This window comes from Lysinibacillus sp. NPDC097287 (assembly GCF_044761695.1).
In the GTDB taxonomy this organism is placed as follows: Bacteria; Bacillota; Bacilli; order Bacillales_A; family Planococcaceae; genus Lysinibacillus.
The window spans coordinates 60405-86937 of sequence record NZ_JBIWCX010000011.1 but is presented as its reverse complement, the minus strand read 5'-3'; the positions used below and the strand labels follow the sequence as shown (position 1 = coordinate 86937).

The window sequence follows — 26533 nt, the reverse complement described above, 5'->3', positions numbered from 1 at the left end:
CCCCTTTGCATTATGCATTTTGTATGCTTGAATAGCTTTCTACACCAGCTAGTTTGTAAGCTGATTTGACACCTGATAGTATTGCCTCTTCCATTACCCGTGTGGCTAAGTGACCAATATAGTCAACAGAGTAGGATTTGTCTCCAGTACCTAACACAAAAATCGTATCGCCATCTAGCATCGTGTGGACGGGATAAATCGTACGTGCAAGTGCATTTTGTGTTAGCTGCGCAATTTTTTTCGCCTCTGACTTCGTTAAGTATGCATTCACTGCAATGACACCAATTGTAGTATTTGTTCCTTGCAATGCCTGTGATTGTGCATTTTCTGCCAAGTAAGCACAACTATCAATCCAGCTGCCCGTTTCTAGGTTGCGAGCACCTGCTATTATCTCTCTAGTATTAGGGTCTCTCACATCTCCCACTGCATTGACTGCGACAATCGCTCCGACAACAAGGTCTTCTTTTCCAGTGATAGATGCACTTCCTAATCCTCCTTTCATGCAAAATTGTGGTCCTGCCATTTTGCCAACTGTTGCGCCATATCCCACACCAATATTTCCGTTAGCGAAAGCTCCAACTCTCGCACTTTTTGCCGCTTCATAGCCCATTTTCGCTGTAGGTCTTACGTGAGCATCTCCAATAAATAAATCAAACAGTACCGCACTTGGCACTATTGGAATTTTTGTGACTCCTGCATCTACACCGATGCCTTTTTCCTCTAAATAATGCATTACACCTGTCGCAGCATCTAAACCAAATGCGCTGCCACCCGCTAAACAAATACCATGCACATGATCGATTGCATTTATAGGATCAAGAGCATCCGTTTCCCGTGTACCTGGAGCAGATCCTCGTACATCGACACCGCATACCGCACCGTTCTCAACAAGAAGTGCTGTACATCCGGTAATTGCATTTTTGTTTTCTGCATGTCCAACTTTCACACCTGGAACATCCGTAATGTTGCCATACATCTGACCCACTCCCTTAGATTGAATTTTCACTCTGTTTTTCATATAAAAAGCAGGCGACACGTTGATTTTCGTTCATATATTGAATGATTGGCCGGTCTTGATGACACTTCTCCATCACAAATGGACATCTTGTATGAAATACACAGCCAACCGGTGGATTCATCGGACTAGGTAGTTCCCCTTGTAAAGGAATGGCCTCCTTTGGCTCATCGAAATTGACAACTGGAATCGCAGATAGTAGCGCCTGAGTATATGGATGAAGTGGATTGGCAAACAATTCTTTTTTTGACCCAATCTCTACAATACGCCCCAGGTACAGTACAGCTACACGATCACTAATATGCTTAACAACACTTAAATCGTGCGAAATGAATAAATAGGTTAATTGAAATTCATCTTGTAGATCCATCAGTAAATTCAGTACTTGTGATTGCACCGACACATCGAGTGCTGAAACCGGCTCGTCTGCGATGATGAATTCTGGATTGATGGCAAGTGCACGCGCAATGCCAATTCGCTGACGTTGGCCACCCGAAAATTCATGTGGATATTTTTGCATCGCATCTTCTGCTAGGCCAACCTTTTGCAAAAGCTCCTTGACACGTTTCTTGCGTTGCTCATTTGTAAGTGTCAGTTGTAGCGCCATCGGTTCCTCAATAATGGCACCAATCCGCATACGTGGATTAAGAGAAGCAAACGGATCTTGAAATATCATTTGCATTTGATTGCGATACTTTTGTAATTTACTGCCCTTTAAATGTTGGATTTGCTGACCCTTATACAAAATCTCACCTTCTGTTGGTTCGACAAGCTTCAATATCGTACGCCCAAATGTTGATTTACCTGACCCTGACTCTCCCACAATGCCAAGTGTCTCACCGCGGTAAATTTCAATGGAAACATCATCGACAGCCTTCACGACCTTTTTTTCTTCCTTCATCGACTTTCTCTTCACTGGAAAATAGGCTTTTAAATGGTTGATTTCAAGTAAGACTTCCTTGTTGGTCAAAAGCTCGCTCCCCTTTCTCTGAAAATAAGTGGCAACGAACTTTATGTGTTTCATCAATCACTAGTAGCTCTGGTTGAATCGTGTGACACTGATCCATAGCGAATTGACAACGTAGTGCAAAGCGACATCCATCTGGTAACGCATAGGCAGGCGGTACAATCCCCGGAATAGAAGGCAATCTTTCCACTTCCGTATCAAGGCTCGGCATCGTTTTTAATAGAGCCCTCGTATAAGGATGTTGTGGGTTTAAAAACAGCTCCTTCACTGGTGCTTCTTCAACAATTTGACCTGCATACATTACCAGCACGCGATCAGCCGTCTCTGCTACTACACTCATATCATGTGTGATAAACAAAATAGCCGAGTGATGGTCCCTCTTCATTTTCATCATCAAATTTAATATTTGGGCCTGTACCGTTACATCTAGTGCAGTTGTCGGTTCGTCTGCAATCAGAAGTTGTGGATTATTGGACATGGCAATGGCAATCATGACACGTTGACGCATCCCCCCTGATAATTGATGTGGATACTCGCCAATTACCTTTTCTGCGTTAGCGATGCCTACTTCTTTTAAAAATTGAATGGATTTTTCACGCGCTTCTTTTTTGGACACTTTTTGATGTCTTTTAATAGACTCCATCATTTGATTGCCAATCGTAAAAACTGGATCAAGTGATGTCATCGGTTCTTGAAAAACCATACTAATTTCATTACCTCGTATATTGCTCATCTCTTTATTTTTATAGTCTAATAAGTTTTTACCGTTTAGTAGTATTGTGCCAGCTGCGATTTCCCCCGGTGGTATCGGAAGTAGGCGCATAATGGAAAGTGACGTTATACTTTTACCACTGCCTGATTCGCCAACTAGTGCGACAGTTTCACCTTTATGAATAGAAAAACTAACATCATCAACTACCTTTGCTTGTTTACCATTTTTCAACTGAAACTGAATTTTTAAATTACGTACTTCTAATAGTATGTGTTTTGTTTCTATCGGTTCCATATGCTTCCCTCCTACTCATGTTCGATTGGGTAAAGCATAACGAATTGCAATATTTTTCATTTGCGTATAATTTCGGAGTGCAACAAAGCCTTTTTCACGGCCAATTCCACTTTTCTTATAACCTCCAAATGGCATTTGAATACCGCCTGCTGCCCCGTAATTATTGATAAACACTTGTCCAGCCTGCACACGACTTGCAACATAATGAGCCGTATCTAAATCCTTTGACCAAATGCCTGCCACTAACCCGTACTCTGTACTATTAGCTAATGCAATTGCCTTTTCTACTGTGTCAAATGTAAAGACAGTAAGCACTGGCCCGAATAATTCCTCTTGCGCTAAAACATGGGTTTCGTCTAAGCCAGCAAGAATAGTTGGTTGTATATAATAGCCGTTTTCATACCCTTCAATCGTCAGCGTTTCGCCCCCCACCACAACATAGCCTTCTTCCTTTGCTTGCTGTAGTCGTGCGGAAATATTCATAAATTGACGCTCATTTAATAGTGGACCCATATCAAGATCCTCTTCTCCTGGGCCTACTTTAAGCGCTATAAATCGCTCTACTAGCTGGGCTAAAAATGCCTCTTTCGCACTCGCCTCAATTAGTAAACGCGCACCCGCTGAACATGTTTGCCCTGCATTCTGAACGATCGCACGCAGAACACCTTCCAACGCCTGTTCCATTGGTGCATCTGCAAACACAATGTTGGGGGACTTCCCGCCAAGCTCTAACGTAACTGGCACAACATTTTCTGCTGCCGCTTTCATGACTGCTATGCCCGTTGGTACAGAGCCTGTAAATGTAATATGATTAATGTCTGGATGTTTCGTTAACAATGATCCAACTTCATTGCCTAAGCCTGTAATATGTTGGAATATTCCTGCCGGCACTTTATCCGCAAACCACTTCGATATTGCATGTGTTGTTAAAGGCGTATCCTCCGCACTTTTCACAATCACTGCATTGCCAGTTGCAATGGCAGCTGCTACACTTCTAGCAGTAATTTGAATTGGATAGTTCCACGGGACGATATGTACGGTAATTCCAACAGGCTCCAGTACTACCGCATTTAAAATACCGTCTTCAATCGGAATCGTATCTCCCATCACTTTGTCTGCTGCACCACCATAAAACTCAAAATATCGTGCCGCCGCTTCAATATCTACACGCGCTTGTGATAGTGGCTTACCGACATCATGACACTCTAACAAAGCCCATTCCTCCGAATGCGCACGAATGTACTGCGCTAACTTAACGAGCAACTGACCACGTTCATATGCCTTCACCTTACGCCATTCTTCACTTTCAAATGCCACACGCGCCGCATGTATCGCTTCATTTACATGAGTCTCATTCGCATTACTGATTTGTGCCAATACTTCACCAGTAGATGGATTTGTCACATCTAATAGCTGTTCGTTATCTGCATGACCCCATTCACCGTTTATGAACATTGGAATCTTTTGCATCCTATCCCTCCTACAATCCTCGACCTCCATCAACATGTAACGTCGTACCAGTTACCATACTCGCTGCATCCGAAAGTAAATAACCAACTGCTCCAGCAATGTCTGTTGGATCAACTAAACGCCCAAGCGGCACAGATTGAACAAACACGTCCTGCTTCGTTTGTTCAACATTTGCACCCGCTGCCGTAAATTGAGACAACATTTGTGTATCTGCTGGCCCTGGATGAATTGTATTCACTCGAATTTGGTGCGGTGCGAGCTCAATGGCCAACCCACGTGAGAAACTTTCCGCGGCTCCTTTAGATGCGATATAGGCTTGCAACCCCGGACGTGGACGCACAGCTGAAATCGATGCAATCGTGACAATCGCACCTTTTTTTCGTACCTTCATATAAGGTACAACTGCTTTTGTCGTAATAAATAAGCTTTTCACATTTACATCCATTAAACGGTTCCACTCATCTATCGAGACATCTTCAATAGGTGTTGCCGCCTGCGCAATGCCAAGCGCATTTACAAGGCCATCGATACGTCCATATTTGTCATACACACTTTGAAAAACATCATTCACTTTGTTTTCATTTAGTACATTCAAATCATAGATTTGCAATGCATCACCTTCTAAATGAGCTAGTGATGTTACGGATAAATCAAGCCCAACAACGATTTTCCCTTGCTCAAGCAGATGCTTTAAAATGGCTTGACCCATACCGCCCCCAGCACCAGTCACAATCACCACTTGTTGTTCTACCGCCATATTAAACACTCCCTGCTGATGATGTTTTCATTGCTACAATCGCTTCACAGATTGCAGTACCCATTTCTTGTGTTGTTGACTGACCGCCAATATCCGCTGTTTTTACAACGCCAGCTCTTAAAACCGACTCGATTGCTGTCACAATGAGCTCTTCCACATCCGGACGTCCAATATGTCCAAATAATAAAGCAAGTGACCAAATTTGAGCGATTGGATTAGCGATTCCTTTCCCTGCAATATCAGGTGCCGAGCCATGAACAGGCTCAAACATAGATGGAAAATCTTTTTCAGGATTTATATTCGCAGATGGAGAAAGGCCAAGGCCCCCTACAATCGCAGACCCTAAATCCGATAAAATATCGCCAAATAAATTTGAAGCAACAACAACTTCAAAATCTTGTGGACGCTCCACGAAATATGCCACTAACGCATCAATATAAATGGATTCTAGCTTCAGTGTAGGCGATATTTGTGCGAGTACTTTTTTCGTGTGCTCGTCCCAAAACTTCATCGAGTGGATAATGGCATTTGACTTAGTGGCACTCGTAATTTTTGTTTTGTGATTTTCATGTGCATAATCGCAAGCTGCCCGTACAATCTTTTCGATACCAATCCGCGTCATAACTGTATTTTGAATTGTCATTTCCTGTGGTTGATTATTGTAAATACGTCCACCACTATCGGAATATTCCCCTTCGGCATTTTCGCGGAAGATGACAAAATCAATTCCTTTGCCATTTGAAAGCGGAGAAGCAATTCCCGGTAGTGATTTAATTGGTCTGAAATTTACATACTGCTGAAATTGCTTACGAATCGGCATTATTAACTCCCACACAGTCACATCATCTGGAACACGTGCGTCTCCAATAGCACCGAATAAAATGGCATCATACTGTGCAAGTAATTCAAGTGCATCGTCTGGCATCATTTGCCCATGTTCTAGATAATAATCCGAACTCCACGGAAATATTTTCGTTTCTATTTGAAGAGTCGCATCATACTCCTGGATATACCCAAGCACCTTGATGGCTTCCTCCATTACTTCTTTGCCAATACCATCTCCTGGGATAATAGCTATTCGAGCCGCTTTAATCATTCTTTATCTCCTGCCAAAAACTTTAGGGCTGCCAAGCGATAAATCGCTGTCGTCTCCGCTAGTTCTTCAATATCGACATACTCATTTATTTGGTGAGGAATTTCACGGTCACCAGCACCTACTGTCACGATTGGTACGCCGTGCACATGGAGGAATGTGCCATCTGTTGCACCTGGCACGCCGTTGTAGATTGGTTCTTTTTCTGTCACTTCTGCAACGGCCTCATAAATCGCCTGTACAACTGGATCTTCCTTCGCTGTTGCTGTCGCTGGGCGATTATCTAACACTGTCAATTCCACCTTGAAGTCTGGATCGTCCGCTTGCAGGCGATGAATTATTGCATCAATTTTCCCGAGTAGCTCGTCATGATCTTGTGCTGGCACTGTCCGAATATCGAGAGTCGTCATGCAGTGATCAGGAATGACATTTATTTGCGCATCCCCTTTTACTGGTGCTCGTAAAATTGTTGGCGTAATCGACGGCCAGTTCAACATGGGATCTTTACCTAAACGCGCCTGCTCTTCTTTTTCTAATTTTTCAAGCTCTACAATAAAGCGCGCCATACGCCAGTTCGGGTTAATGCCACTCCAAGATATCGCACCGTGCGCCATTTTCCCAAAAATATCTACCTGTAAGCGAATGGCACCACGCTGAGCAATACAAACATTATTTTCTTGTGGTTCACAAATAATTGCACCATCCACTCCGTCAGCCCAGCCGTTTTTGATGAAATGCTTAATCCCTAACATTAGTCCCTCTTCATCACAAGGAATACATAAAAGTATCTTGCCTGTAAATTCTTCCTGATCCAGTAACAAGGACTGACAAGCTGTTATCATACATGCAAGATTTCCTTTTGTATCATTTGTACCGCGTCCATACATTCGACCGTCGACAATTTCTGCTCCGAATGGATCGTGCGTCCATGCCTCACGATTCCCTTCTGTCACAACATCTGTATGTCCTTCAAAAAGAAGTGTCTTACCCGGTTTGCCAGAATCAATAATACCAATAACATTTGGTCTGCCAGGTACAACCTCTTCTATATGCGCTTCAATGCCAATTCCCCTTAGGTATTGCGCGACAAAATTAGCTACTTCTTCTTCATTGCCGTTTGGATCATTTTCACGAAATACACTTTCAATCCGTACTAGCTTTTGTGTCAGCTCAATAACTGTATTACGATCACGCACGTATGATTCAGTTGACTTTAAGCTCGCTAATGTCATCTATATCTCCTCCAAACAAAGAATTTTAGGAATTCTAGTCATTTTAAGATTGTATACCTATAAATATGAGACAGCATGTTAAGAAATCACAGATTGGTATATAGTTTTCGTTCAGCAAAATAAGCTATTAAAGTTTATATTTTTCTATATAAATTCTATATTTTGGAACATGAAGGGCGATTTCTAAAGAACTGAGGTAGGGAGTAAAATGCTATTATTACTTACATAAAGTGCAAAATGTAGCTGATCAATATCTATAATTCTCGCATTGTGACTTTTGAGAGACTAACTCGCTAGTATTTTGATTGAAACCTTTTCCAGTGAAATCCGTATAATTTATGAGAGAAAAATCGTGAGGAGGAACATTTATGCAATCCGTTACAAAGAAACGAACGAAAGCATTTTTGATAGACGTGGCAGTCTCAAGCGTAGTTACTGCTGGTGTGGAGTATTTCTTGCGGAAAAAAGTAAAAAACGAAGCTGTTCATGCTTTAGTCACTCCAACGGTCGTAATGTGGGCACTAGAGTACGCACAATTACGCCAAAATGGACAAACAATTGGTTACAAAGCAATGGGACTTACCCTTGAAAATGAAGAAGGTTCAGAACTAACATCTAGTCAGATTCTTAAACGAATGGCTTATCGGGATACAGTGAGCACGTTTGATTACTTAAAAGACCCTAAGGCATTTGAAGAGCAAGATGGAGAAATACTACCGCACGATCGCTTTTCTAGTACGGTAGTGAAGGAACTGTAAAAGGAAAAATCCCCCGATTTTCACACGGGGGATTTCATATTTTCTTAGAAACATAGCACAATGAATCCACTAACATTTCATCTATATTTCCCTAACTTTATTATCAACTAGCTAAATTGCTTTTTCATCAAAATATGAGGAATACCTGCATCCATAAATTCCTCACCTGAACGTACATAGCCTAATTTCTCATAAAACTGCTCAGCATACGATTGTGCATTCAGTTTAGATTTTGTAATACCCTTTTCTCGCACTAATTCTTCCAACTTCAGTGTGATGACCTTGCCAAGACCAAACTTACGGAATTCCTCTAAAATGCAAATCCGCTCAAGTTTTCCATAGCCATCGACTACACGGACGCGCCCTGTCCCAACAGGTTGATCATTATAGTACACTAAAACATGCTCACATGCAGCATCTAGTGCGTCAAATTCATCCATTTCCTCTTCAATCGAAACGCCCTGCTCCTCTACAAAAACTTTTTTGCGAATGGCGAAAGCTGTTTGTAAATCTTCCTCGGTTGTAATCTTTTTTGCGTTCATCTTCATTCTCCTCTTGTTGCATTCTTATTGTTACATTGTATCTCCTAGTATAAAACGACATTTGTTGCTAATACAACAACATTTTCAAGTGGGAATCCAGATTACATTTTTCAATGTGTGAATATATATATTAACATTCCTTCTAAACTAATAGAAAAAGGGAGATAAAATATACTGCGCTCGCTGGGAAATCACGCTATAAAGAAAAAAAGTAACACGAATATTTGCGATACATACAATAATACTGCTTTATGTTCGCTTCGCTCAATAAAGTACCATCGCCTTGGTGGAAAAGTAAAATGTTAAAAAAACGAAAAAAACCAACATCCTCTTACTGGAATGTTGGTTAGTTTCACATTTATTATTGACGAGATTCAGTCATTTGCTTCCACACAGAACCTTTTGCTTCCTCGCCTTGCTCAATACGGGCAATTGCCATTTTCACTTGTAGCTTGACTTCAAATTCTTTATCTTCTTCAGCAGCTTTTAAGACTTCTAAAGATTTTTCCGTGCCTACTTCATATAGATACATCGCCGCACGCCAACGTACAAGCTTGTTTTTATCTTGTAGGGCTAGTTGCATAGCGTCTTCAAATTCTACTAAGCCAAGGTCACTCATGCAGTCTCCTGCAGTTCGGCGTACCGCAGCACTTTTATCTTTCAATGCTTTTTCTAAATAAGGAACAACCGCAACGTCCTCAATCATGCCAAGGTAAACAGTTGCTAATCGACGAATCGACATTTGCTCATCCTCTAGCGCTAATCCTAACAGCGGTAAATCCTCTACTTCTGGATCTGCCATTTGATCAAGCAACTGGAAGCGTTTTTCCCACTCTGATTCTTTAAATTGCTCTACAGTTACTTTTACTTTCTCAGTTTTTTCAACCTTCTCTGTATCATTAATAGCAGCGACAATTTCAGCTAGACGTTCTGCTGAATACGTCACATCAATTTCTTGTTTAACCGCTTCTGCAATTTCCTCTAGCTCACCATAGCGCACACCGTAGTCAATCCATTTGCGTTGGAAAATGTAGTTTTCATCGACAACTTTCTCCATAATTTGATTGAAAGCATCAATGAAACGTTCGCCAACACCAAGGCGGTGCTCGCGTTGATTGTCGAACGCCTTAACTTGCAGTGGGACTTGCTTATAAAACTGTACATGAACGTAAACTTCACCGTAAAATTCATCTGCCACTTGCTGTTCCTCAGCTGAAGTAACATCTTCACCAAGTGTTTGACGAATGCTAGATAAAATTCCTTCCCATGCATATTTTGCATTACGTTCTACCGCAAAGAAGTCGGATACATGATAAACGCCCTTGACGCCTTCAATTGCTAAAATAGCCGCCGCTTCTCCTGTTGCCTCGTCTTTATTGTCTTTTGTAAAATTAAAACTTTTACCAAATGGTAACTCCGAATCAACTACAATCTTCATAGAATTTGGACTCGGTGTAGGTTCAATTGTTAGGATTTTCATATTTTTCGCTCCTTATCCGTTTACGATTTCATCTAAATACGACCATCTATCAATAAGCTGCTCATATTTTGCATTTAGTTCATCAAGCTTTGCTGTTAACTCCTGTAACTTTGTAAAATCAGCACCAGCGTTGGCAATACCCTCTTCTGTTTCCATGATTGCCGTTTCAGTCTTTTCAATATCATCTGCAATGGATTCCCATTCTTTTTGTTCTTTAAATGATAGTTTTTTCTTCTCAGATTTTGGCTTTTCTGTTTTAGATTTTTCCGCTTTTGGTGCTTCTGCCTTTACAGCCGAAACTTGGTCACGTTTTAGTAGATAATCACTATAAACATCTAATGACTCCTCAACATGTCCTTGTCCATCTAGTATCCATAATTTTTTCGCAATACGGTCTAGGAAGAATCGGTCATGCGAAATCGTAATAACGACACCAGGGAAATGTTCGATGAAATCTTCTAGCACACCTAGCGTTTCGATATCTAAATCATTTGTCGGCTCATCTAGTAATAAGACATTCGGCTGTTCCATCAATAACTTTAACAAATGCAGTCGTTTACGTTCCCCACCTGATAACTTTCCAATTGGCGTACCATGTGCATTTAGTGGGAATAAAAAGCGCTCCAGCATTTGTGCCGCAGAATAGCGAACGCCTGCTGCATCCGTTATATCATTTGATGCATCACGAATGTATTCAATCATGCGTTCATTTTCATTCATTTTCGGTAATGTTTGTTTAAAGTGCGCAATTTTCACCGTTGAACCAACATGGATTTCGCCTACATCTGGCTGTAAATCACCCGCTAGCATCTTCAATAATGTCGATTTACCGGCTCCATTAGCACCAATAATCCCTATACGGTCGCCCTGTTGAAGTAAAAACCCAAAATCCTCGACAATTTTTTGTGTGCCGAATGCTTTTGAAATTTTTTCAGCCTCTAATACTTTGCGACCAAGACGTGTTGTAGCTAGTCCCATTTCAAGCGATACATCATCAGACTTGCGCTCTAAGTTATCTTCTAACTGCTCAAAGCGTTGAATACGTGCTTTTTGCTTCGTCGAACGTGCCTTAGCCCCACGACGAATCCATTTTAATTCTGAACGATAACGGTTACGGTCTTTTTGTGCAGACGCAGCAGCCATTTCCTCACGAATTGCACGCGCCTCTAAAAAGTCACCGTAGTTGCCAGTATGACGATACATTGTTTGGTCAGCTATTTCATATATATGCGTCGATAATTCATCTAAGAAATAACGGTCATGGGTGATGAAAATAACCGCTCCTTTTAAACGCATCACCATTTCTTGAAGCCACTCTGTAGATTGTACATCTAAATGGTTGGTCGGCTCATCTAGTAAATAAAGATCAGCCGGTTCAATTAACACTTTTGCTAACGCAACACGCTTTTGTTGCCCACCTGACAGCGTCAACACGTCCTTATCAAACATTTCAATGCCTAGCTTCGTTAGTGCTGTTTTTGCAAGAGCGTTGACATCCCATGCCTGCTCTTCGTCCATGCGATGCTGTAAACTAAATAATGTCTTTTGCAGACTTTCAGACGTTGGATTTGCAGCAAGTGCAGCAACAGTATCTTCATATTCACGGTTCAACTTTAATATTGGTGAATCCCCAGCAAATACTGCTTGGAGCACAGTTTCCCCACTATTAAAAGTCGGCTCCTGTGGTAAATATGCGATGCGGTATTTATTTGGACGATCGATGTCAATTGTATCTGCATCTAATTGACCTGCTAAAATAGATAGCAACGTAGATTTACCTGTACCATTAATACCGATTAATCCAGCACGTTCGCCTTCATAAATCGTGAATTCAATATTGCTAAAGAGCGTTTTGTCGCCCACTGTTTTCGTTAAATTTTGTACGATTAAATGACTCATTACGCTTTGCCTTCTCTTTCTAATTGTAATTGATCTAAAAAGCTTACCATAAATTGATGGCGATCTTCAGCCATTTGCTTGCCCTTGTCTGTTGTCATCAACTCTTTCAACAACAAAAGCTTTTCATAAAAATGCGTTACAGACGACGTATTTTTACTACGGTACTCTTCCTCAGACATTTCAGTACGTGCTTCCTCAGCTTCGTCATACAGCTTGCGACCTTTCGCACCACCGAAAGCAAAAGTACGTGCAATGCCAACAGCACCGATAGCATCTAAGCGATCCGCATCTCGTACAATCTTCGCTTCAATTGAAGTTGCCTCTAGTTCATGCCCACCGTTAAATGACACCTGCGCAATACAATCGCGAATATGTTGCTTTTTCTCCTCGCTCATCTTTAACTCGGAAATCAGCTTCTCTTCTTGCTCTTTACTATCGGTATATTTTTTGTCACTTACATCATGCAAAAGCACAGCTATTTTCACGACCTCTTCATCTGCGCCTGGCTCTGTATGTAAAATCGCTAATGCATTTTGATAGACGCGCTCAATATGTTGAAAGTCATGACTAGCATCAAATCCTTCATAAATTCCACGTACTTTTCCTACTAATTCTTTCATAAGTTACACTCAGTCCTTTCCCTTTCTTTATTATACTGTATTGCCTGCATCTATTGATAAATATCCAACCTGATTCTCTAACAAAAGAAAATTCAAATTTTTTCAATGAAACAAACAGTATCAATTGACAAACTATTCTGATTATTATAGTATAAAAGTACAGAACAGTTCTATATGTTCTGTGTGCTCACTATTTAAGTGATGTACAGGATCTATGCAAAAGTAAGATTGTTATTGCAAGGTTTTAAACCTTCAACGGGAATTAGATTTCGTTTTATGCTTTCAAGATTAAATTAAACTCCACAAGAACAAATAAAAGTGAACACTTTCCCTTAGCAATTGAAATTTGTAAGTCCGCATAGATTACGTACAACGCGAAAATAAGTGAACAAAAAGTAAGCTTTGTCATTACGACCAAGTAGGTTTTGACCAAATTATAGATATGGTGTGGTTGATTTAACATTTAATTGATGTTACCTTCTTATGTTCATCTTGTTGGATATGTATGAACGTAGCTTCTCTATTTAAGGCTTAAATTAGTCACCAACTAACTCCTATTATTTGCCAATTATCCGTTTTATTCGAGTCGTGATTGCAAAAAAGAAGGGTCGTTTAGGCAACGTTTTTTTCCCAAAACCAGGAAAATAATTTGTTAGCGCATGCTTTAGAACGTATCGCGTTTGAAGGAAGTAGGAAATATATTGATGTTACGTATTACCCTCCCGTTGAAGGAACTGTAAAAGCTGCCCATCTAGACAGTAGATGAAGGCAGCTTTTTTTATGGTCCGAACATTATTCTCAAAGCAGATTGCTACGTTCAAAATTAATTGATTACTTCCCCGCTAGCATTCAATATTACAATTTCATAAGAGTCAATGTCAGCTATGGAATCTAATTCTTTTGAATATAACATTTCATTGACTTTCTCTTTAATTTCCATCGCTAACTTACGTGCATCTTTACCTGAACCTTTTATTGATGTATTAACCATAATGAATGGTTGAACCTCAATGACTATATTTTCGAAAACCTCATACTCTTTAAGACCTTTCGCTAAAGTCTCTATTAGAAGTGGGAATGCTTTGTCTGTCATTGAAGTTTCACCGACCAACGAAGATAACTCCCACCTCTCAAAAACAACCGTATAGTCTTTTAATGGGGAAGTTTCAATTACACGTTTCGCAATGGATGCCATATCCTTTTTTACCGAATTAAAATAATCTTTATCCGCTACAACCTGAATCACCAGTTCTTTCTTTGAAGTCGTTTTCACATCAACCCCTACATATTTCTCATGAAGTTTTTCTCTCAATACATCAATACTTCGCTCTTCTTTAGTAACTAATGATTCCTTCATCTTTTTATTTGTATCATCAGTATCAACTTCTAATGGCTTATTTATCAGGCTAAGTGAGGCAATCCCTACTAGAAGCATTCCAGCAATCATCAATATCCTTTTGAACAAATCACCCCTCCTGTTAAGAAGGTATGTCGTATAGCTCTAATTAAATACCAATAAAGCATAAGGCACTTTCTTGAACTACATAGCCGTTAGAATAACAAGTCCATCAAAAAAGGGACTTTTTGTTTAAATATCGCCTTTGTAAGTAATGTTTTTTCCGATAAATAAAGCTAAGAAACTGCTGCTATTAGAGGTATGGAAAGGATATCATAAGCTAAACCGACAATTCGTCTTACAGTAATAAATCCACTATAAAATAAACTAATTTATCATAAATTAGAAAGTTCAATTGTATTACCCAATTGGGGTAGTACAACACTTAGTGGTATTCTCCATACTTTTATTCAGTAATTGAATAGAACGGACAACCATCTCTTTCTCTTCTTGACTCATATTAGAGAAAACATCATCTAAATACTGAGTCATTTGTTGATTGATGTTTTCTGCTACTTCTTTTCCTTCCTCAGTAAGAGATAAAATGGAAATTCTTCGATCCTTTAGATCAGGTGTTTTAGTAATTAGATTTATTTTGATTAAAGATTGTACCTGTCTGCTAAAAGTTGTAATATCTGTACCTAAACTTTCTGCTACTTGTTGTATGGAAGGTTGATTCTGATGTTCAACCTCATATAGAATGTGACTCTGTACAAGAGAAATATTGTGACCACAAGCTTGACAACAATCTTTATTTAAAAAGCCAAAGCGTCGACTAAAGACTTGGAAAAGCTCTCGTAAATTTTGTTCCACTTCAAATCGCCTCTCTTTTTAGTACCTCGTATAATTCTTTTAAGTTAAAAATAGTATTTAGAATATAAATCAATTAGTTGCAAGTTGCAAGTAATTGTTGATAATATAAGTAACAGCTTATATTATCATTTTTCACACTACATATTTTAGAGGAATACACATGAAAAAAATTGATTTAACTTCTGGGAAAGAACTTTCGGTTATCCCCCTTCTATCTATACCGTTAATAGGAAGTTCCTTATTACAATTTTTATATAACTTTATTGATATGCTCTTTGTTGGTGGACTTGGGCCTGATGCTATCGCGTCAGTGGGATCTGCAAGTTTTTTTATTAACTTAGGATATTCAATCCAAGCAATGATTGTTGTTGGTGGAAGTATAAAAATTGCCCATTCAATGGGAAGTAAAAATGATATAGAAAGTACCTCCTATATCGGGATTTCCCTGTTTTTAAATTTTCTCTTAGGAATTATTACGATACTAGGATTCTTATTCTTTGGAAATCAACTGTTAAACTTTTTAGATTTACAGAATGATGCCGTTCAATCCAATGCCTATCAATACCTTGCCGTATCTGGATTTGTACTGTTTTTTTCTTATTTCAACACATTTTTCATTAGAATGTTTAGCAGTTTCGGGAATAATAAACAGAGCTTCTATATTAGCGCTTTTGGACTTTTACTCAATATCATTCTTGATCCGATTTTCATCTATACGTTGGAATGGGGAGTAATTGGGGCCGCAATTGCCACGTTGATCGCACAAATACTTATGCTTATTTTATTTTTATATCTAGCCAGAAATGTTTTATTTCAAAAAGATATACTAAAAATAAATTACCATAAAGCATTCGAAATAATAAAATTAGGTATTCCGATGTCAACACAACGTGTACTTTTTACCGTAATAAACATTATTTTAGCTAAATACATTGCTTCTTACGGAACAGATGCAGTTGCTGCACAAAAAATCGGTCTACAAATTGAATCTGTTACTTTTATTGTAATGGGGGGCTTAAATGGCGCTGTAAGTAGCTTTATCGGCCAAAATTTCGGAGCAAAAAAATATCTTAGAATTCTAAATGGTTATCGTATTAGTTTACTTTTAGGCATTTCATATGCCCTTCTCACGAGCATAGTCTTTATCTTCTTCTCTGAAGAATTAGCTCAATTTTTCACTAACGATACAGAGACTATTGCTATCACATCATCCTATTTAATAATTATAGGCTTATCTCAAATATTTATGGCTATGGAGATAATTTGCAATGGTGTATATACAGGTATAGGACTTCCTAAAATACCTTCAGCTATATCAATTGTGTTTACTCTCATACGAATACCTTTAGCACTATTCCTAATTCCTATCTTCGGATTAAACGGTATTTGGTGGAGCATCGCAATATCTTCTTTTGTAAAAGGCATATTATCGCTCATAATTTTAAACGTACTATTTAGGAGGAAATACCAAAATGAGATATAGTCTATTTTCCAATCTTTCAAATAAACAAATATTAGATGCTAACTTCGGGATTGAAAGAGAAGGATTACGTGTTACTAGCAATGGCATACTTTCTTTAACCCCACACCCTGAAGTTTTTGGTGATAAAAAAGAAAACCCTTATATCACTACCGATTTTTCTGAAAGCCAATTAGAGTTTGTCACACCAGTATTTCATAACACAGGTGATGCCATTGATTTTTTGGATTCTTTGTATAACATGGCTGCATTAGAACTGGAGAATGAGTATATTTGGCCGCAATCCATGCCGGCTGTAACGCCAGAGGATCAAGACATTCCAATTGCTACATTCTCTAATCTCGGAAAAGATGCACGTTATCGGGAGTATTTAGAACAAAAATACGGAGGGAAAAAACAACTAATTTCAGGTATCCATATCAACTTCTCTTTAGGTGAAAAATTGATAGACGCTTTATATAGCAAAACTAAAAAGCAAATTTCACTACATGATTTTAAACAGGAATTATATTTAAAACTTACTCGTAACTATTTACGTTATCACTGGTTATTAGTATATTTACTCGGTGCCACAAATACTATTCATAAAACATATGAGCAACAGTGTGTTGAAACACTTCAAGAAATTTCAGCGGAAACGTACTCTAATGAAAAAGCAGTCTCATATAGAAACAGTATCTGTGGTTATCAAAACAAAGAATTCATTACGCTCGATTATTCTTCCATTGATAAATATGTTAATTCAATAAATTCTTATATTCATAAAGGTGTGCTTGAAGATATAAGGGAGCTATATTCACAAATACGCTTAAAGAGTAAAGGAACCCCCTATTCGGCTGAAAATTTACTTAACAACGGTATTGAGTATTTAGAGATTCGCACTATCGATATTAATCCTTTTGTAAAAAGTGGATTATCTGTTGAGGACTTGAATTTCATACACCTCTTTTTATTATATTGTTTAGAAAAAGACGAACTAATATATGATAATTGGCAACTTGAGAGTGAACAAAACAGCAAAAAGGTATCTATTGAAGGACAAAATCTTCAACTTACTCTCCTTCAAAATGGTTCAGCCATTTCATTACAAAATTGGGGTATAGAAATTATTCATGACCTTCTTGAGATGAATCAACAGTATGGACTCCCCTTTTATAATCTGCTCAAAGAAAAAGAGGAATTACTTACTAACTATCAAAAGACTTATTCATATCGTCTTGCTAGTCTATGCAAAGAAAAAGGTTTTATAAAAGCTCATTTAGAACTAGCGAAAAAATACAAAAAAGAAGCTTTCTCAGAACGTTTCAAGTTAAAGCCTTATACAGATATGGAGCTCTCCACTCAGATACTTTTAAAAGAAAGTATTAAAAGGGGTATTCATTTTCACATTTTAGATCGAAAAGAAAATTTTATAGAATTAACCAAAGGGAAAAATACACAATATATTAAACAAGCAACCAAAACGAGTAAAGATCAGTATGTCACTGTATTAATCATGGAAAATAAAAGTGTGACTAAGCAAATTCTTAAGAGAAATAACATAGTTGTTCCTGAAGGAGAAGAGTTTTTCGATATTTTTTCCGCTAAGGAATCGCTTGATAGTTGGATTGGAGTCCCACTCGTAGTAAAACCTAAATCAACAAATTTTGGTTTAGGCATATCGATTTTTCCTAATGGGGCGAATGAGGAAGATTTGATCAAAGGTTTAGAAATAGCTTTTAGTGAAGATTCAGCTATTCTTACTGAACCTTTTATTAAAGGTAAGGAATATCGTTTCATGGTAATTGGTGATGAAACAGTCGCTGTGCTTCACAGAGTCCCTGCTAATGTTACGGGAGATGGAACATCCACGATTCAACAACTAATCATCGAAAAAAACGTCGATCCATTAAGAGGTAAAGGGTACAAAACGCCGTTAGAGAAGATTGAAATAGATGAAAATATGAAGCTCTTCTTGCAGCAAAAAGGACTTACAATTAATACAGTACTTCCTAAAGGTGAATGTCAATATTTACGTGAGAACTCTAATATCTCAACTGGTGGTGACAGCATAGATGTTACAGATCAAGTACCAGAAGTATTTAAAGAAATTGCTGTTGAAGCATCACAAGCAGTAGGTGCAAAAATTTGTGGCGTGGACATGATGATAGAAGATTTGGAAGATGAACATTCCCCCTATGCAATCATCGAATTGAATTTTAATCCTGCAATCCATATTCATTCTTACCCTTACCAAGGAACAGAAAGAAATGTAGCAACAAAAATCCTTGAACTTGTTGAATTAATATAAGAAAATGATTTTTTGTATTAAAAGTCAAAAGGTACCGATATTGTGTAATTCGTTCTTTTTCAGAAAAATAAGAAGTAACTAGTCAAATAAAAAGAATTAATATAAATTAAGTTGTGTAAATATACAGTAGTTGTTTTTTGCTCCGAGTGGACGCTTTCCGCGGGCTTGGCTTCAATCTCCTCGTCACTGCGTTCCTGCGGGGCTTTCAGCTCAAGCTCATCCCGCTGGAGTCGCCACTCTCCGCAAAAACCAACTATTCTCCATATAAATGACGAGGCGACAAGCTAAACAAAAATAGTATTCTTTTACGGCTATTCTAAAGTACTCATAAAACAATAGAGTTTCCATTTTTTATGCAAGGCAAAGCAAGACCCGCCACGTAGACTTCTGTGGGCATAAAAACCGTATCCCCCTCACCCCATACTATTTCTACAATACCTAGACATCCTAGTACATAGTTTACCTTCATAATTTTTTCAAAATAATAAAGTTGTCGACAACTCCTCAATCGATATTAACTCGTTACTTTTATGTCAGCCTAATTATTTCAATACATATATTAGATTATCTGCATATAAAGTTATGCTCATATTATTCACTAAATCACTATTTTATTTTACCGAAATAACGATAAGAGGATTGTAAAACAATTTCACACTAAAGAAGTATTATAGATATATGTTTGTGTCTATTTTGTTAAATATGTATTTTAGATATTGCTTTAATTAGTATATAGGAATAGTATTTAAACCAACGAAAGGACGTGTCCATCATGTTAGATCAACACACAATTAACGTCATTAAATCAACAGTACCAGTATTAGAAGTTCATGGAGTTGCCATTACAAAAACTTTTTATAGCAACCTAATCAAGGATAATCCATCCTTATTAAATATTTTTAACCAAACAAATCAAACAAAAGGTCGTCAACAAGGTGCTTTAGCAAATACAGTTTATGCTGCTGCTATGCACATCGACAACTTAGAACCAATTGTCCCTGTAGTGGTACAAATTGCACATAAACACGTAAGTCTTGGTGTTTTACCAGAGCATTACCCAATCGTAGGTCAGTACCTACTTGCAGCCATTAAAGAAGTATTAGGTGATGCCGCAACAGACGAAATCATCGATGCATGGGGCAAAGCATATGGTGTTATTGCAGACATCTTCATTTCAGTAGAAGAAGATTTATATAAAGCTGCAGAACAAAATGGTGGATGGCGTGCATTTAAACAATTCAAAATTGATCGCACTGAAAAAGAAAGTGATGATGTTACATCATTCTACTTAAAACCAGTGGACAGCTCAAAAGTACCAGCATATAAACCAGGTCAATATGTATCTATTCGTGTAACAGCACCAGGCGAAGAGTACATGTTAAATCGCCAATATACTTTATCACAACCAAGTAATTCACAGGAATTCCGTATTTCTGTCAAACGTGAAAGCGAGCATAATCCAAAAGGGAAAGTATCAAACTTCCTTCACGAGGCTGCCCTTGGCACAACAATTGATGTTAGTGCTCCAGCGGGTGTATTCTCATATGAACCTACAGAAGCACCAGTATTATTCATTAGTGGTGGGATTGGTGTAACACCGTTAAATGCAATGTTCCAATCTATACAAAATAAAGAAAACGTTACATTCATTCAATGTGCACGTAACGAAAATGTCCTTGCTTTCCACGAAGCAATTCAAAATAAAATGAACGAATTAAACGGTCCAACAGGATTAAAGAAACTGTTCAGCGCGTTCAAAAAAGACAGCAATTCACATCACAAAGTGTTATACTCTGACAAAAACGAGTACATAGATGCAAATGTACTTCGTCCGATTTTAACAACAGATACACAAGTTTACATTTGCGGACCAACACCATTTTTAGAAGCAGCAATTAATGCTTTACATGAATGTAATATCGCAGACAGCCAAATTCATTATGAATTCTTCGGCCCTGCACTACAATTAAATACAAAGTAAAAAATGGACTAGCCCCAGCTACAAGTATGGGCTAGTTTTATTTTTGGCTCTGTGACATTTGACATTCTGTGCCTGTATTAAATTCTCTTAAAGCATCTGTGTATAAAATGAATAATAAAGGCTCGATTTTTCAATAGAATCGAGCCTTCAGATTGAAGACAACACATTGTTCAATTAAATAATGTGTTTGTTTTTTTATCTATTTCTCTATTTTTGAATTAAAACACAGAAAAAGGAACTTAATCTTTCGTATCCAATTCTAAAAACCAACGGTATGCCACATTAACCTCTATGTCTTTAATTGTTTGCCTCATACTCTTAATACCATATAAAAATTAAATTAATGGTAACTTGATTAATAAAACTAGATCTAAGCTAGGTCTACCATTATTTTCATCTTATTTATCTTCTACTAATTCATAAATAAAATTGAAATCAACATACTTATCAATATCTCTTAACAAATGTTCCTGTGGAACTAGGTCATCTAAAGAATAAAAACCAATTTGATCTCGTTTACTCATATCTTGTTTTTTCAACATCTAAATCAGCTTCTATCTGCATTTATCAAGAAAAAAAGACAAAGTATCGAGTTATCAGATACTTTGTCTACAGTCTGAGGTCGAGAAATTATTTTCTCAACCTTTTTATTCGGTGTTTTTTTATTTTCACTCAATATTTTCTACATTTAAACACTTAGTTTCACAGTAATAGCCTTTGCCGCCAACATAAACTTTTTCTATTTCATTCTTGCTATTGGTTGCTAATTTAACTAATATTTTGGAAGGCGAGTGTAAAGAATAACCTTGTTCAAATACATAGACTTCTTTTTGCAAGTAGTGCTGTTCATAAAGGTAGCAAGCTAATGCACCGTTTGAAGTTCCAGTCGCTGCTTCTTCATTGATGTCGTATAGTGGAGCAAAATTTCTGCATATAATTCGATTGTCATTAAAAGTAAATAGATGCATCCCGACAACATTATAATACTTGCTGATTTCTTTAATTTTTTCAAAATTAGGTTGCAGTGCATGTAATCGTGTTTCACTTTTTATAGGAATTAAAATATCTTTTAAGCCCGTGGAGACAATTTGAATTGGGTATTTATTGTCTATAGCTTTTATGTCAAAACAGTCGATGAACTCGTTTGGAGATACAACATCATAGAATATCGGTTTGTTTTGTTCCATGAATATGATGTCATCTTTTATGGTAATAGTTAGAACACCGCTGTTCGTTTCAATCGTATAGCGATTCCTGAAAAGTTTATGTAAATGCATCAGTATCACGAAAGAGCCAATTGTGGCATGACCACATAAATCAACTTCTTCTTTTGGTGTAAAATACTCAAATTTATAATCAGCAATTTCAGATTCTGATATAAATGCGGTTTCCGCATAGCCCAGTTGTTTGGCTATTGCCATTTTTTGAGTAGTGGTCAAGGTATTCTCAATAAATACCACTCCTGCTTTATTTCCGCCTTTATGATCCTTGCTAAATGCACTTGCAACATAAACGGATATTTTCATAAGACACCTTCCTTCCTCACTTATAGTAAATTTTAGCATAGAAAGCACTACATATAAATGTGACATAAAGCAAGTGACAAACTATATTTTAGCATCTGGACTCTCCAAAAATAGTTTGTCTACAGTCTGAAGGCTCGATTCTTCAATAGAATCGAGCCTTTATTGTATAGTCCCACCATTATCCATATGCTACAGCTTAGCTTTCATACAGGTTGAATATTAAACTCCCCTGCTCAATCATCATCATTTCGTTACCACCTTGTGCGACTCCCTTGACTGTTTGAACTGCTCTTTTGTATGGACTTGAAACGACAGTATCTATATTTTCTTTTTCTAGAATATGATTAATTCTTTCTACAGCCAGACTTTCTTTAGATAAAGGTCTTCCTAATTCATCCGGTGAATATGTAGAATGTTCGTGTCGTACAAAATACAGATTAGTAAGCAAAATTACAATCCCCCAATCTTTATCACCACAACAAAAAAGTAATTTCAATATAACAAATTGTTTTTCTTTGTTTTATCGAAACATTCAGTTATTTGAGTAGACAGTGATAATATTCATATGGAAATTAAACCAATCGTAATACCCTTTGTATTTGTCCGAAATGATGTTCATCATGCTCTGCTATACTAAAAAAATAACTAAAGAGTGTTAATTCGACCTCTCCAATTATGAAGTCTTGGGTCCATAAATCTTCTTCTAAATTATCAATTGCATTTATTAGGTTTTTCCTACCTTCAATAAATACCTCAATCGTTTCTTCCTTTGTCCTTCTTTTACTGTCTACGGATGCTTGGTTATTAATCTGTTCAGTATCTGGACCTTTTGGTAATTGAGTCTCTTTAAACAGGTATGGGATACGCTGGCGTAAGACAAACTCATCCCAAGGAATTAGGTGTCCAATAACTTCAGCAATCGACCATTGCCCCTTATCTATTGGGCTTCTCCATTGCTCCTCAGATAAATATTTTAAATCTTCCACCCTATCAACGAAGTCTTTAAAATGAAGTAATATTTGTTTCTTAGTTTCATTCAAATCGTATCAACTCCAATTTAATTGAAATTCATTTTTCAAATCGAATTCGAAGTTACTGATGTAATTCCCTTGTTGTACTAATCTGCATCGGCAGCTTGATCTAAAACATCTTATACCTCGTTAGTGAAACAAGATTCATTTGTATTGATAGCAAGTCTCATATTCATCTTCCATCAACCAGTTTTGACAAGCTAAACCACTATCGTGATAAATCTCTTTCCCAATTTCCAATTCAATACTTCTATTTGAATTTGGATACTCAGGGTCTTCATTTTTAATATATAGAGTATTTTCACCCGTCCACTCCATAATTAATCCTACGATAAGTAAAATCATATTTTCTTTATTATGTTTTATTGATTCCACGAGGGGTATACGGTCCTCATCGTCGATAACAGTTGAAACTTGTTCAATTAGTTTTTCAACTTTCCCTAATTCGGAAATATCCATTTCTGCTGTTAGCAAAGGAGTGGTTCTTGAACAAAGATTCACATTAAATGCGCCATTGGCTTCATGTGCATATACTAAATACGCTGTATTTAAATTAAATTCGTAACCACAACTAGCTGAATATCTTTCCGTATAAACGGTAACTTGTGTCTGATTTAGGCCCTTCCAGGATTCTTCCACCTCAAATTTTACAGCGATGGGATCAGTAGAAGATAGATTGAACATACTTTTCTTTTTATCCACGATTTCAACAACTTCCCCAGCGAAAACAGCTGCGCTTTGTTCCAATTCTTCCTCCACAGTATAAGATTTCGCACATGAACAAGCATAGCTAGTGATAGGTGAAAAATTGAAAAGGAAAAAAAAGGTTATCACAAACAAAATAGCGTACTTAACTTTATTATAATTCATACCAATTTTCTTCAAATCTTCATCCCCCTTTTATCTTAATAGACGATTCTCAACAACTAAAGTTACAAATATTCAGTCTTCAATTAATCTGTAACGCTCGTTGAATCACAATCTTTAAGGAAAAAACTTTTTATACTTAATGATATGATAGTTATATTTTATAATTTTCTTAAGGAAAGAGTTGGTGTTGTGTCAGATTCAATATGGCTTTTATTAGTTTTTATTTTGGTACTAGTTATGTCCATTGGAATGAATTATTTCGGGATTAAGTATACACGGCATTCAAAGAAAATGAGAATATGGGCAGCGATTATTCCCCTCTTACTGTCACCTATTATTTTCTTTGGTTTGCTTAGCATTTCTTTATTAATTGATGAGGGGGGCTTTGGTGCAGCATTTATCGCTGTTATACTGACGAGTGGCTTTATTTTAAATGCTTTAATCATTTTATTATCTGTTTTTTTTATGCCTTCTAGGTCTTAATGATTTTACTCGTACTAACGGACTTGCAGGATATGAAATATTATAAGCCGGCGTTCCAATATATGTTTATTATTTTTTGAGAAAAGATGGAGTTTCCTTTGTTAAAGATTGTACTGAACATAAACGCTACATTAATATTTCAAGAAATTCATAACTTATTCCTTTCCAAAACAAATGAGCTGTCCCAAAAACATAAAAAATGCAATTCGATTTCAACTCGAATTGCATTTTTTACTATAAGATGAGGTAACGGCGCGAAACTCCAACGAGAATAGCTTGAGCTGAAGACCCCTCACCCGATTTTCACCATGATTTTTTTAGAATTAATGAAGAAAGGGCTTATGAGGCAGCCGCTTTATTAATTCACTGTATATAATAAACTTCCATCATATTTTTGCGTATCTATTCTTATGGGAAGGCAAGCCTAGGTTTCCTCATAATCACTTACAGTGCGGTCGAGATGGATTAGAGCCTATAGGAAAAATGATTGAATAGTTTGTTTTTGTATTGTTGTTATTGTCCTAGTGTGCTCCTTCTATGCCGTTAAATGATATGAAACTTTTCTAGGTAATACTTTACGATAGCTAAATATTCCCTGGTGTAATACTTTATCCGAAATTCAGGAGGTGTTGCGGCCGGTAAGCCGGTAACAGAAAGACCTAAATCTTCGCCTATGGATTTTGAACGGTATAGATGGAATCGATTCGTTACAACTACAACTGTGGAATCTTCGTCTATATAGTCCATTGAATACTTGAAGTTTTCAATAGTACGAGTGGAGTTAGACTCGGTAATAATACGTTGCTCATCGATGCCTAATTGCATTAGAGATTCTTTGATCACTGAAGCTTCTGGAACAATCTCATCCACCCCTTGGCCACCAGAAGCAATCGCTATTGTATCTGGGTTTTCTTTTAAGTATGTAGCTGCGGTCTTAATGCGCTCAAATAATAAACTTGAGGGTTTGTCACCGTCTAAGCGTGTACCTAAGACAATGAGATAATCCGCATTATCGATTGCAGTGTCTTTACCTTCAAATACGATAAGTAAGTGTAGGCAAAGGAAAAAGGCTGTTATTAACGTTAGCAAAACAATGATGGGTTTGAATAGCTTTTTCATTGTTCCTCCTTTATAAGCAGTAATGATTGACATTATATAAGTTATCGATGGTATATTGCAATATGTAAAATGTGGAGTATGTGAAGATTTATGCGTTGGTGCACAAAAAAAGCAGAAGAATTAGCATATTCTCCTGCTTGGTAATTTATTGTTTAGACATAGCTTTTGTAGTTCATGTTTTTTCCGATAAATAAAGCGAAGAAACCAGCTACTATTAGAAAAAGGGAAAGGATACCATAAGATAAACCTACAAACCCTCTTACATTAACAAACCCACTATAAAATAAAGTAATGGCAACAACAATTGATACAAGGCCTGGTAGTATTTTTATTAAAAAAGGAAATTCTTTATTTCTAAACCATCTTGTAAGTGCCAAAATAATAACCACCGGTATAAAAGAAAGCAATAAAGGTCCTAAAAGCATCATAAAATCCACCTCTTCCAGTTAATTCTTACACTTTTATTTTAACATAAAATTCAGAATTTGTTCACAAAATTTTCACATTTTTATTCTAGAGTGAATATTGATGTTCTTTTCGGTTCTTTTTACTCTTTTATCAGGTATTGTGATTGTCTTTGACACACCAAAAAGCTCGCGGAGACTATAGGTACAAACGGCATAGCGAGAGTAGACGAAGAAAAAGCGCATGCCGACTAATTGGCTGCGCATTTTCTTAATACTACTCTAATGAACAATAATACCC

The 26533-nt window shown here is 37.3% G+C and carries 24 protein-coding genes and 1 pseudogene; 5 read left to right on the top strand and 20 right to left on the bottom strand.

Annotated features, from left to right (window positions below; genetic code table 11):
• Positions 1-10: 10 nt before the first annotated feature.
• Genes ACIQ2D_RS15505 through ACIQ2D_RS15475 form a run of 7 tightly spaced genes read right to left on the bottom strand, consistent with a single transcriptional unit; the run spans position 11 to position 7540 of the window.
• Positions 11-976: a P1 family peptidase gene (locus ACIQ2D_RS15505; RefSeq protein ID WP_402865554.1), complete on the bottom strand. Its 966-nt coding sequence runs from the start codon at positions 974-976 to the stop codon at positions 11-13.
• Positions 977-989: 13 nt separating this feature from the next.
• The gene (locus tag ACIQ2D_RS15500; protein ID WP_402865552.1) at positions 990-1985 is read right to left on the bottom strand and encodes an ABC transporter ATP-binding protein; all 996 of its coding nucleotides are present in this window, start codon (positions 1983-1985) and stop codon (positions 990-992) included.
• The gene (locus ACIQ2D_RS15495) at positions 1960-2988 is read right to left on the bottom strand and encodes an ABC transporter ATP-binding protein (protein ID WP_402865550.1); all 1029 of its coding nucleotides are present in this window, start codon (positions 2986-2988) and stop codon (positions 1960-1962) included. The genes ACIQ2D_RS15500 and ACIQ2D_RS15495 overlap by 26 nt, the downstream gene beginning before the upstream one ends.
• Positions 2989-3003: 15 nt before the next feature.
• The gene (locus tag ACIQ2D_RS15490) at positions 3004-4458 is read right to left on the bottom strand and encodes an aldehyde dehydrogenase family protein (RefSeq protein ID WP_402865548.1); all 1455 of its coding nucleotides are present in this window, start codon (positions 4456-4458) and stop codon (positions 3004-3006) included.
• Between the two features lie 10 nt (positions 4459-4468).
• Positions 4469-5215, bottom strand: coding sequence for an SDR family NAD(P)-dependent oxidoreductase (locus ACIQ2D_RS15485; protein ID WP_402865547.1), 747 nt, complete (start codon positions 5213-5215; stop codon positions 4469-4471).
• Between the two features lies 1 nt (position 5216).
• On the bottom strand, positions 5217-6308 hold the full coding sequence (locus ACIQ2D_RS15480) for a tartrate dehydrogenase (RefSeq protein ID WP_402865656.1): 1092 nt from the start codon (positions 6306-6308) through the stop codon (positions 5217-5219).
• Complete coding sequence (locus ACIQ2D_RS15475; RefSeq protein ID WP_402865545.1) at positions 6308-7540, bottom strand: M20 family metallopeptidase; 1233 nt, start codon at positions 7538-7540, stop codon at positions 6308-6310. The genes ACIQ2D_RS15480 and ACIQ2D_RS15475 overlap by 1 nt, the downstream gene beginning before the upstream one ends.
• 368 nt (positions 7541-7908) lie before the next feature.
• On the opposite strand from ACIQ2D_RS15475, the gene ACIQ2D_RS15470 reads away from it, so the two are divergent.
• Positions 7909-8298 carry an RDD family protein gene (locus ACIQ2D_RS15470; RefSeq protein WP_402865543.1) on the top strand — a complete coding sequence of 130 codons (390 nt, stop codon included), beginning with the start codon at positions 7909-7911 and terminating at the stop codon, positions 8296-8298.
• A gap of 107 nt (positions 8299-8405) precedes the next feature.
• Here ACIQ2D_RS15470 and ACIQ2D_RS15465 read toward each other — a convergent pair whose 3' ends face one another.
• The 6 genes from ACIQ2D_RS15465 to ACIQ2D_RS15440 form a co-directional block, all read right to left on the bottom strand.
• Positions 8406-8840, bottom strand: a complete 435-nt coding sequence (locus tag ACIQ2D_RS15465) for a GNAT family N-acetyltransferase (RefSeq protein WP_402865541.1) — start codon at positions 8838-8840, stop codon at positions 8406-8408.
• Between the two features lie 361 nt (positions 8841-9201).
• Complete coding sequence (locus ACIQ2D_RS15460) at positions 9202-10320, bottom strand: conserved virulence factor C family protein (RefSeq protein WP_402865540.1); 1119 nt, start codon at positions 10318-10320, stop codon at positions 9202-9204.
• Positions 10321-10332: 12 nt separating this feature from the next.
• Positions 10333-12219: an ABC-F family ATP-binding cassette domain-containing protein gene (locus ACIQ2D_RS15455; protein WP_402865538.1), complete on the bottom strand. Its 1887-nt coding sequence runs from the start codon at positions 12217-12219 to the stop codon at positions 10333-10335.
• Entirely contained in the window at positions 12219-12839 is a 621-nt protein-coding gene (locus tag ACIQ2D_RS15450) for an HD domain-containing protein (protein ID WP_402865536.1), read from the bottom strand. Before ACIQ2D_RS15450 ends, ACIQ2D_RS15455 begins: the two co-directional genes overlap by 1 nt.
• A gap of 823 nt (positions 12840-13662) precedes the next feature.
• Positions 13663-14304 (bottom strand): hypothetical protein, encoded by a 642-nt coding sequence (locus ACIQ2D_RS15445; RefSeq protein WP_402865534.1) that lies wholly within the window; start codon positions 14302-14304, stop codon positions 13663-13665.
• A gap of 291 nt (positions 14305-14595) precedes the next feature.
• Positions 14596-15048, bottom strand: a complete 453-nt coding sequence (locus tag ACIQ2D_RS15440) for a MarR family winged helix-turn-helix transcriptional regulator (RefSeq protein ID WP_402865532.1) — start codon at positions 15046-15048, stop codon at positions 14596-14598.
• A 160-nt stretch (positions 15049-15208) separates the two neighbouring features.
• On the opposite strand from ACIQ2D_RS15440, the gene ACIQ2D_RS15435 reads away from it, so the two are divergent.
• The 3 genes from ACIQ2D_RS15435 to hmpA all read left to right on the top strand — a co-directional run bounded on the left by ACIQ2D_RS15435 (position 15209) and on the right by hmpA (position 20799).
• Positions 15209-16531, top strand: coding sequence for an MATE family efflux transporter (locus ACIQ2D_RS15435; RefSeq protein WP_402865530.1), 1323 nt, complete (start codon positions 15209-15211; stop codon positions 16529-16531).
• Positions 16521-18818, top strand: coding sequence for a bifunctional glutamate--cysteine ligase GshA/glutathione synthetase GshB (gshAB, locus tag ACIQ2D_RS15430; RefSeq protein ID WP_402865528.1), 2298 nt, complete (start codon positions 16521-16523; stop codon positions 18816-18818). Before ACIQ2D_RS15435 ends, gshAB begins: the two co-directional genes overlap by 11 nt.
• A 772-nt stretch (positions 18819-19590) precedes the next feature.
• Positions 19591-20799 carry an NO-inducible flavohemoprotein gene (gene hmpA / locus ACIQ2D_RS15425; RefSeq protein ID WP_402865526.1) on the top strand — a complete coding sequence of 403 codons (1209 nt, stop codon included), beginning with the start codon at positions 19591-19593 and terminating at the stop codon, positions 20797-20799.
• A 242-nt stretch (positions 20800-21041) separates the two neighbouring features.
• On the opposite strand, the pseudogene ACIQ2D_RS15420 reads toward hmpA, so the two are convergent.
• The 5 genes and pseudogenes from ACIQ2D_RS15420 to ACIQ2D_RS15400 all read right to left on the bottom strand — a co-directional run.
• Positions 21042-21341: pseudogene (locus ACIQ2D_RS15420) on the bottom strand (transposase); the annotation flags it as partial.
• A gap of 126 nt (positions 21342-21467) precedes the next feature.
• The gene (locus tag ACIQ2D_RS15415) at positions 21468-22325 is read right to left on the bottom strand and encodes a PhzF family phenazine biosynthesis protein (RefSeq protein ID WP_402865524.1); all 858 of its coding nucleotides are present in this window, start codon (positions 22323-22325) and stop codon (positions 21468-21470) included.
• Between the two features lie 196 nt (positions 22326-22521).
• Positions 22522-22773, bottom strand: a complete 252-nt coding sequence (locus ACIQ2D_RS15410) for a histidine phosphatase family protein (protein WP_402865522.1) — start codon at positions 22771-22773, stop codon at positions 22522-22524.
• A gap of 124 nt (positions 22774-22897) precedes the next feature.
• The gene (locus ACIQ2D_RS15405) at positions 22898-23365 is read right to left on the bottom strand and encodes a DinB family protein (protein ID WP_402865520.1); all 468 of its coding nucleotides are present in this window, start codon (positions 23363-23365) and stop codon (positions 22898-22900) included.
• 135 nt (positions 23366-23500) lie between these two features.
• Complete coding sequence (locus ACIQ2D_RS15400) at positions 23501-24241, bottom strand: hypothetical protein (protein WP_402865518.1); 741 nt, start codon at positions 24239-24241, stop codon at positions 23501-23503.
• A 174-nt stretch (positions 24242-24415) separates the two neighbouring features.
• Here ACIQ2D_RS15400 and ACIQ2D_RS15395 point away from each other — a divergent pair, with 174 nt between their 5' ends.
• A complete protein-coding gene (locus ACIQ2D_RS15395) occupies positions 24416-24709 on the top strand; it encodes a hypothetical protein (protein WP_402865516.1) in 294 nt (97 codons plus the stop codon).
• 543 nt (positions 24710-25252) lie between these two features.
• Here ACIQ2D_RS15395 and ACIQ2D_RS15390 read toward each other — a convergent pair.
• Both ACIQ2D_RS15390 and ACIQ2D_RS15385 read right to left on the bottom strand, forming a co-directional pair.
• Complete coding sequence (locus ACIQ2D_RS15390) at positions 25253-25828, bottom strand: YdcF family protein (RefSeq protein ID WP_402865514.1); 576 nt, start codon at positions 25826-25828, stop codon at positions 25253-25255.
• Positions 25829-25980: 152 nt separating this feature from the next.
• Positions 25981-26256, bottom strand: coding sequence for a hypothetical protein (locus ACIQ2D_RS15385; protein ID WP_402865512.1), 276 nt, complete (start codon positions 26254-26256; stop codon positions 25981-25983).
• Positions 26257-26533 lie beyond the last annotated feature (277 nt).

Bases quoted from the DNA above. Each gene is read 5' to 3' on its own strand.
- ACIQ2D_RS15505 (WP_402865554.1), bottom strand. From the start codon at position 976: ATGTATGGCAACATTACGGATGTTCCAGGTGTGAAAGTTGGACATGCA.
- ACIQ2D_RS15495 (WP_402865550.1), bottom strand. From the start codon at position 2,988: ATGGAACCGATAGAAACAAAACACATACTATTAGAAGTACGTAATTTA.
- ACIQ2D_RS15490 (WP_402865548.1), bottom strand. From the start codon at position 4,458: ATGCAAAAGATTCCAATGTTCATAAACGGTGAATGGGGTCATGCAGAT.
- ACIQ2D_RS15485 (WP_402865547.1), bottom strand. From the start codon at position 5,215: ATGGCGGTAGAACAACAAGTGGTGATTGTGACTGGTGCTGGGGGCGGT.
- ACIQ2D_RS15475 (WP_402865545.1), bottom strand. From the start codon at position 7,540: ATGACATTAGCGAGCTTAAAGTCAACTGAATCATACGTGCGTGATCGT.
- ACIQ2D_RS15470 (WP_402865543.1), top strand. From the start codon at position 7,909: ATGCAATCCGTTACAAAGAAACGAACGAAAGCATTTTTGATAGACGTG.
- ACIQ2D_RS15465 (WP_402865541.1), bottom strand. From the start codon at position 8,840: ATGAACGCAAAAAAGATTACAACCGAGGAAGATTTACAAACAGCTTTC.
- ACIQ2D_RS15460 (WP_402865540.1), bottom strand. From the start codon at position 10,320: ATGAAAATCCTAACAATTGAACCTACACCGAGTCCAAATTCTATGAAG.
- ACIQ2D_RS15455 (WP_402865538.1), bottom strand. From the start codon at position 12,219: ATGAGTCATTTAATCGTACAAAATTTAACGAAAACAGTGGGCGACAAA.
- ACIQ2D_RS15450 (WP_402865536.1), bottom strand. From the start codon at position 12,839: ATGAAAGAATTAGTAGGAAAAGTACGTGGAATTTATGAAGGATTTGAT.
- ACIQ2D_RS15435 (WP_402865530.1), top strand. From the start codon at position 15,209: ATGAAAAAAATTGATTTAACTTCTGGGAAAGAACTTTCGGTTATCCCC.
- gshAB (WP_402865528.1), top strand. From the start codon at position 16,521: ATGAGATATAGTCTATTTTCCAATCTTTCAAATAAACAAATATTAGAT.
- hmpA (WP_402865526.1), top strand. From the start codon at position 19,591: ATGTTAGATCAACACACAATTAACGTCATTAAATCAACAGTACCAGTA.
- ACIQ2D_RS15415 (WP_402865524.1), bottom strand. From the start codon at position 22,325: ATGAAAATATCCGTTTATGTTGCAAGTGCATTTAGCAAGGATCATAAA.
- ACIQ2D_RS15390 (WP_402865514.1), bottom strand. From the start codon at position 25,828: ATGAAAAAGCTATTCAAACCCATCATTGTTTTGCTAACGTTAATAACA.
- ACIQ2D_RS15385 (WP_402865512.1), bottom strand. From the start codon at position 26,256: ATGATGCTTTTAGGACCTTTATTGCTTTCTTTTATACCGGTGGTTATT.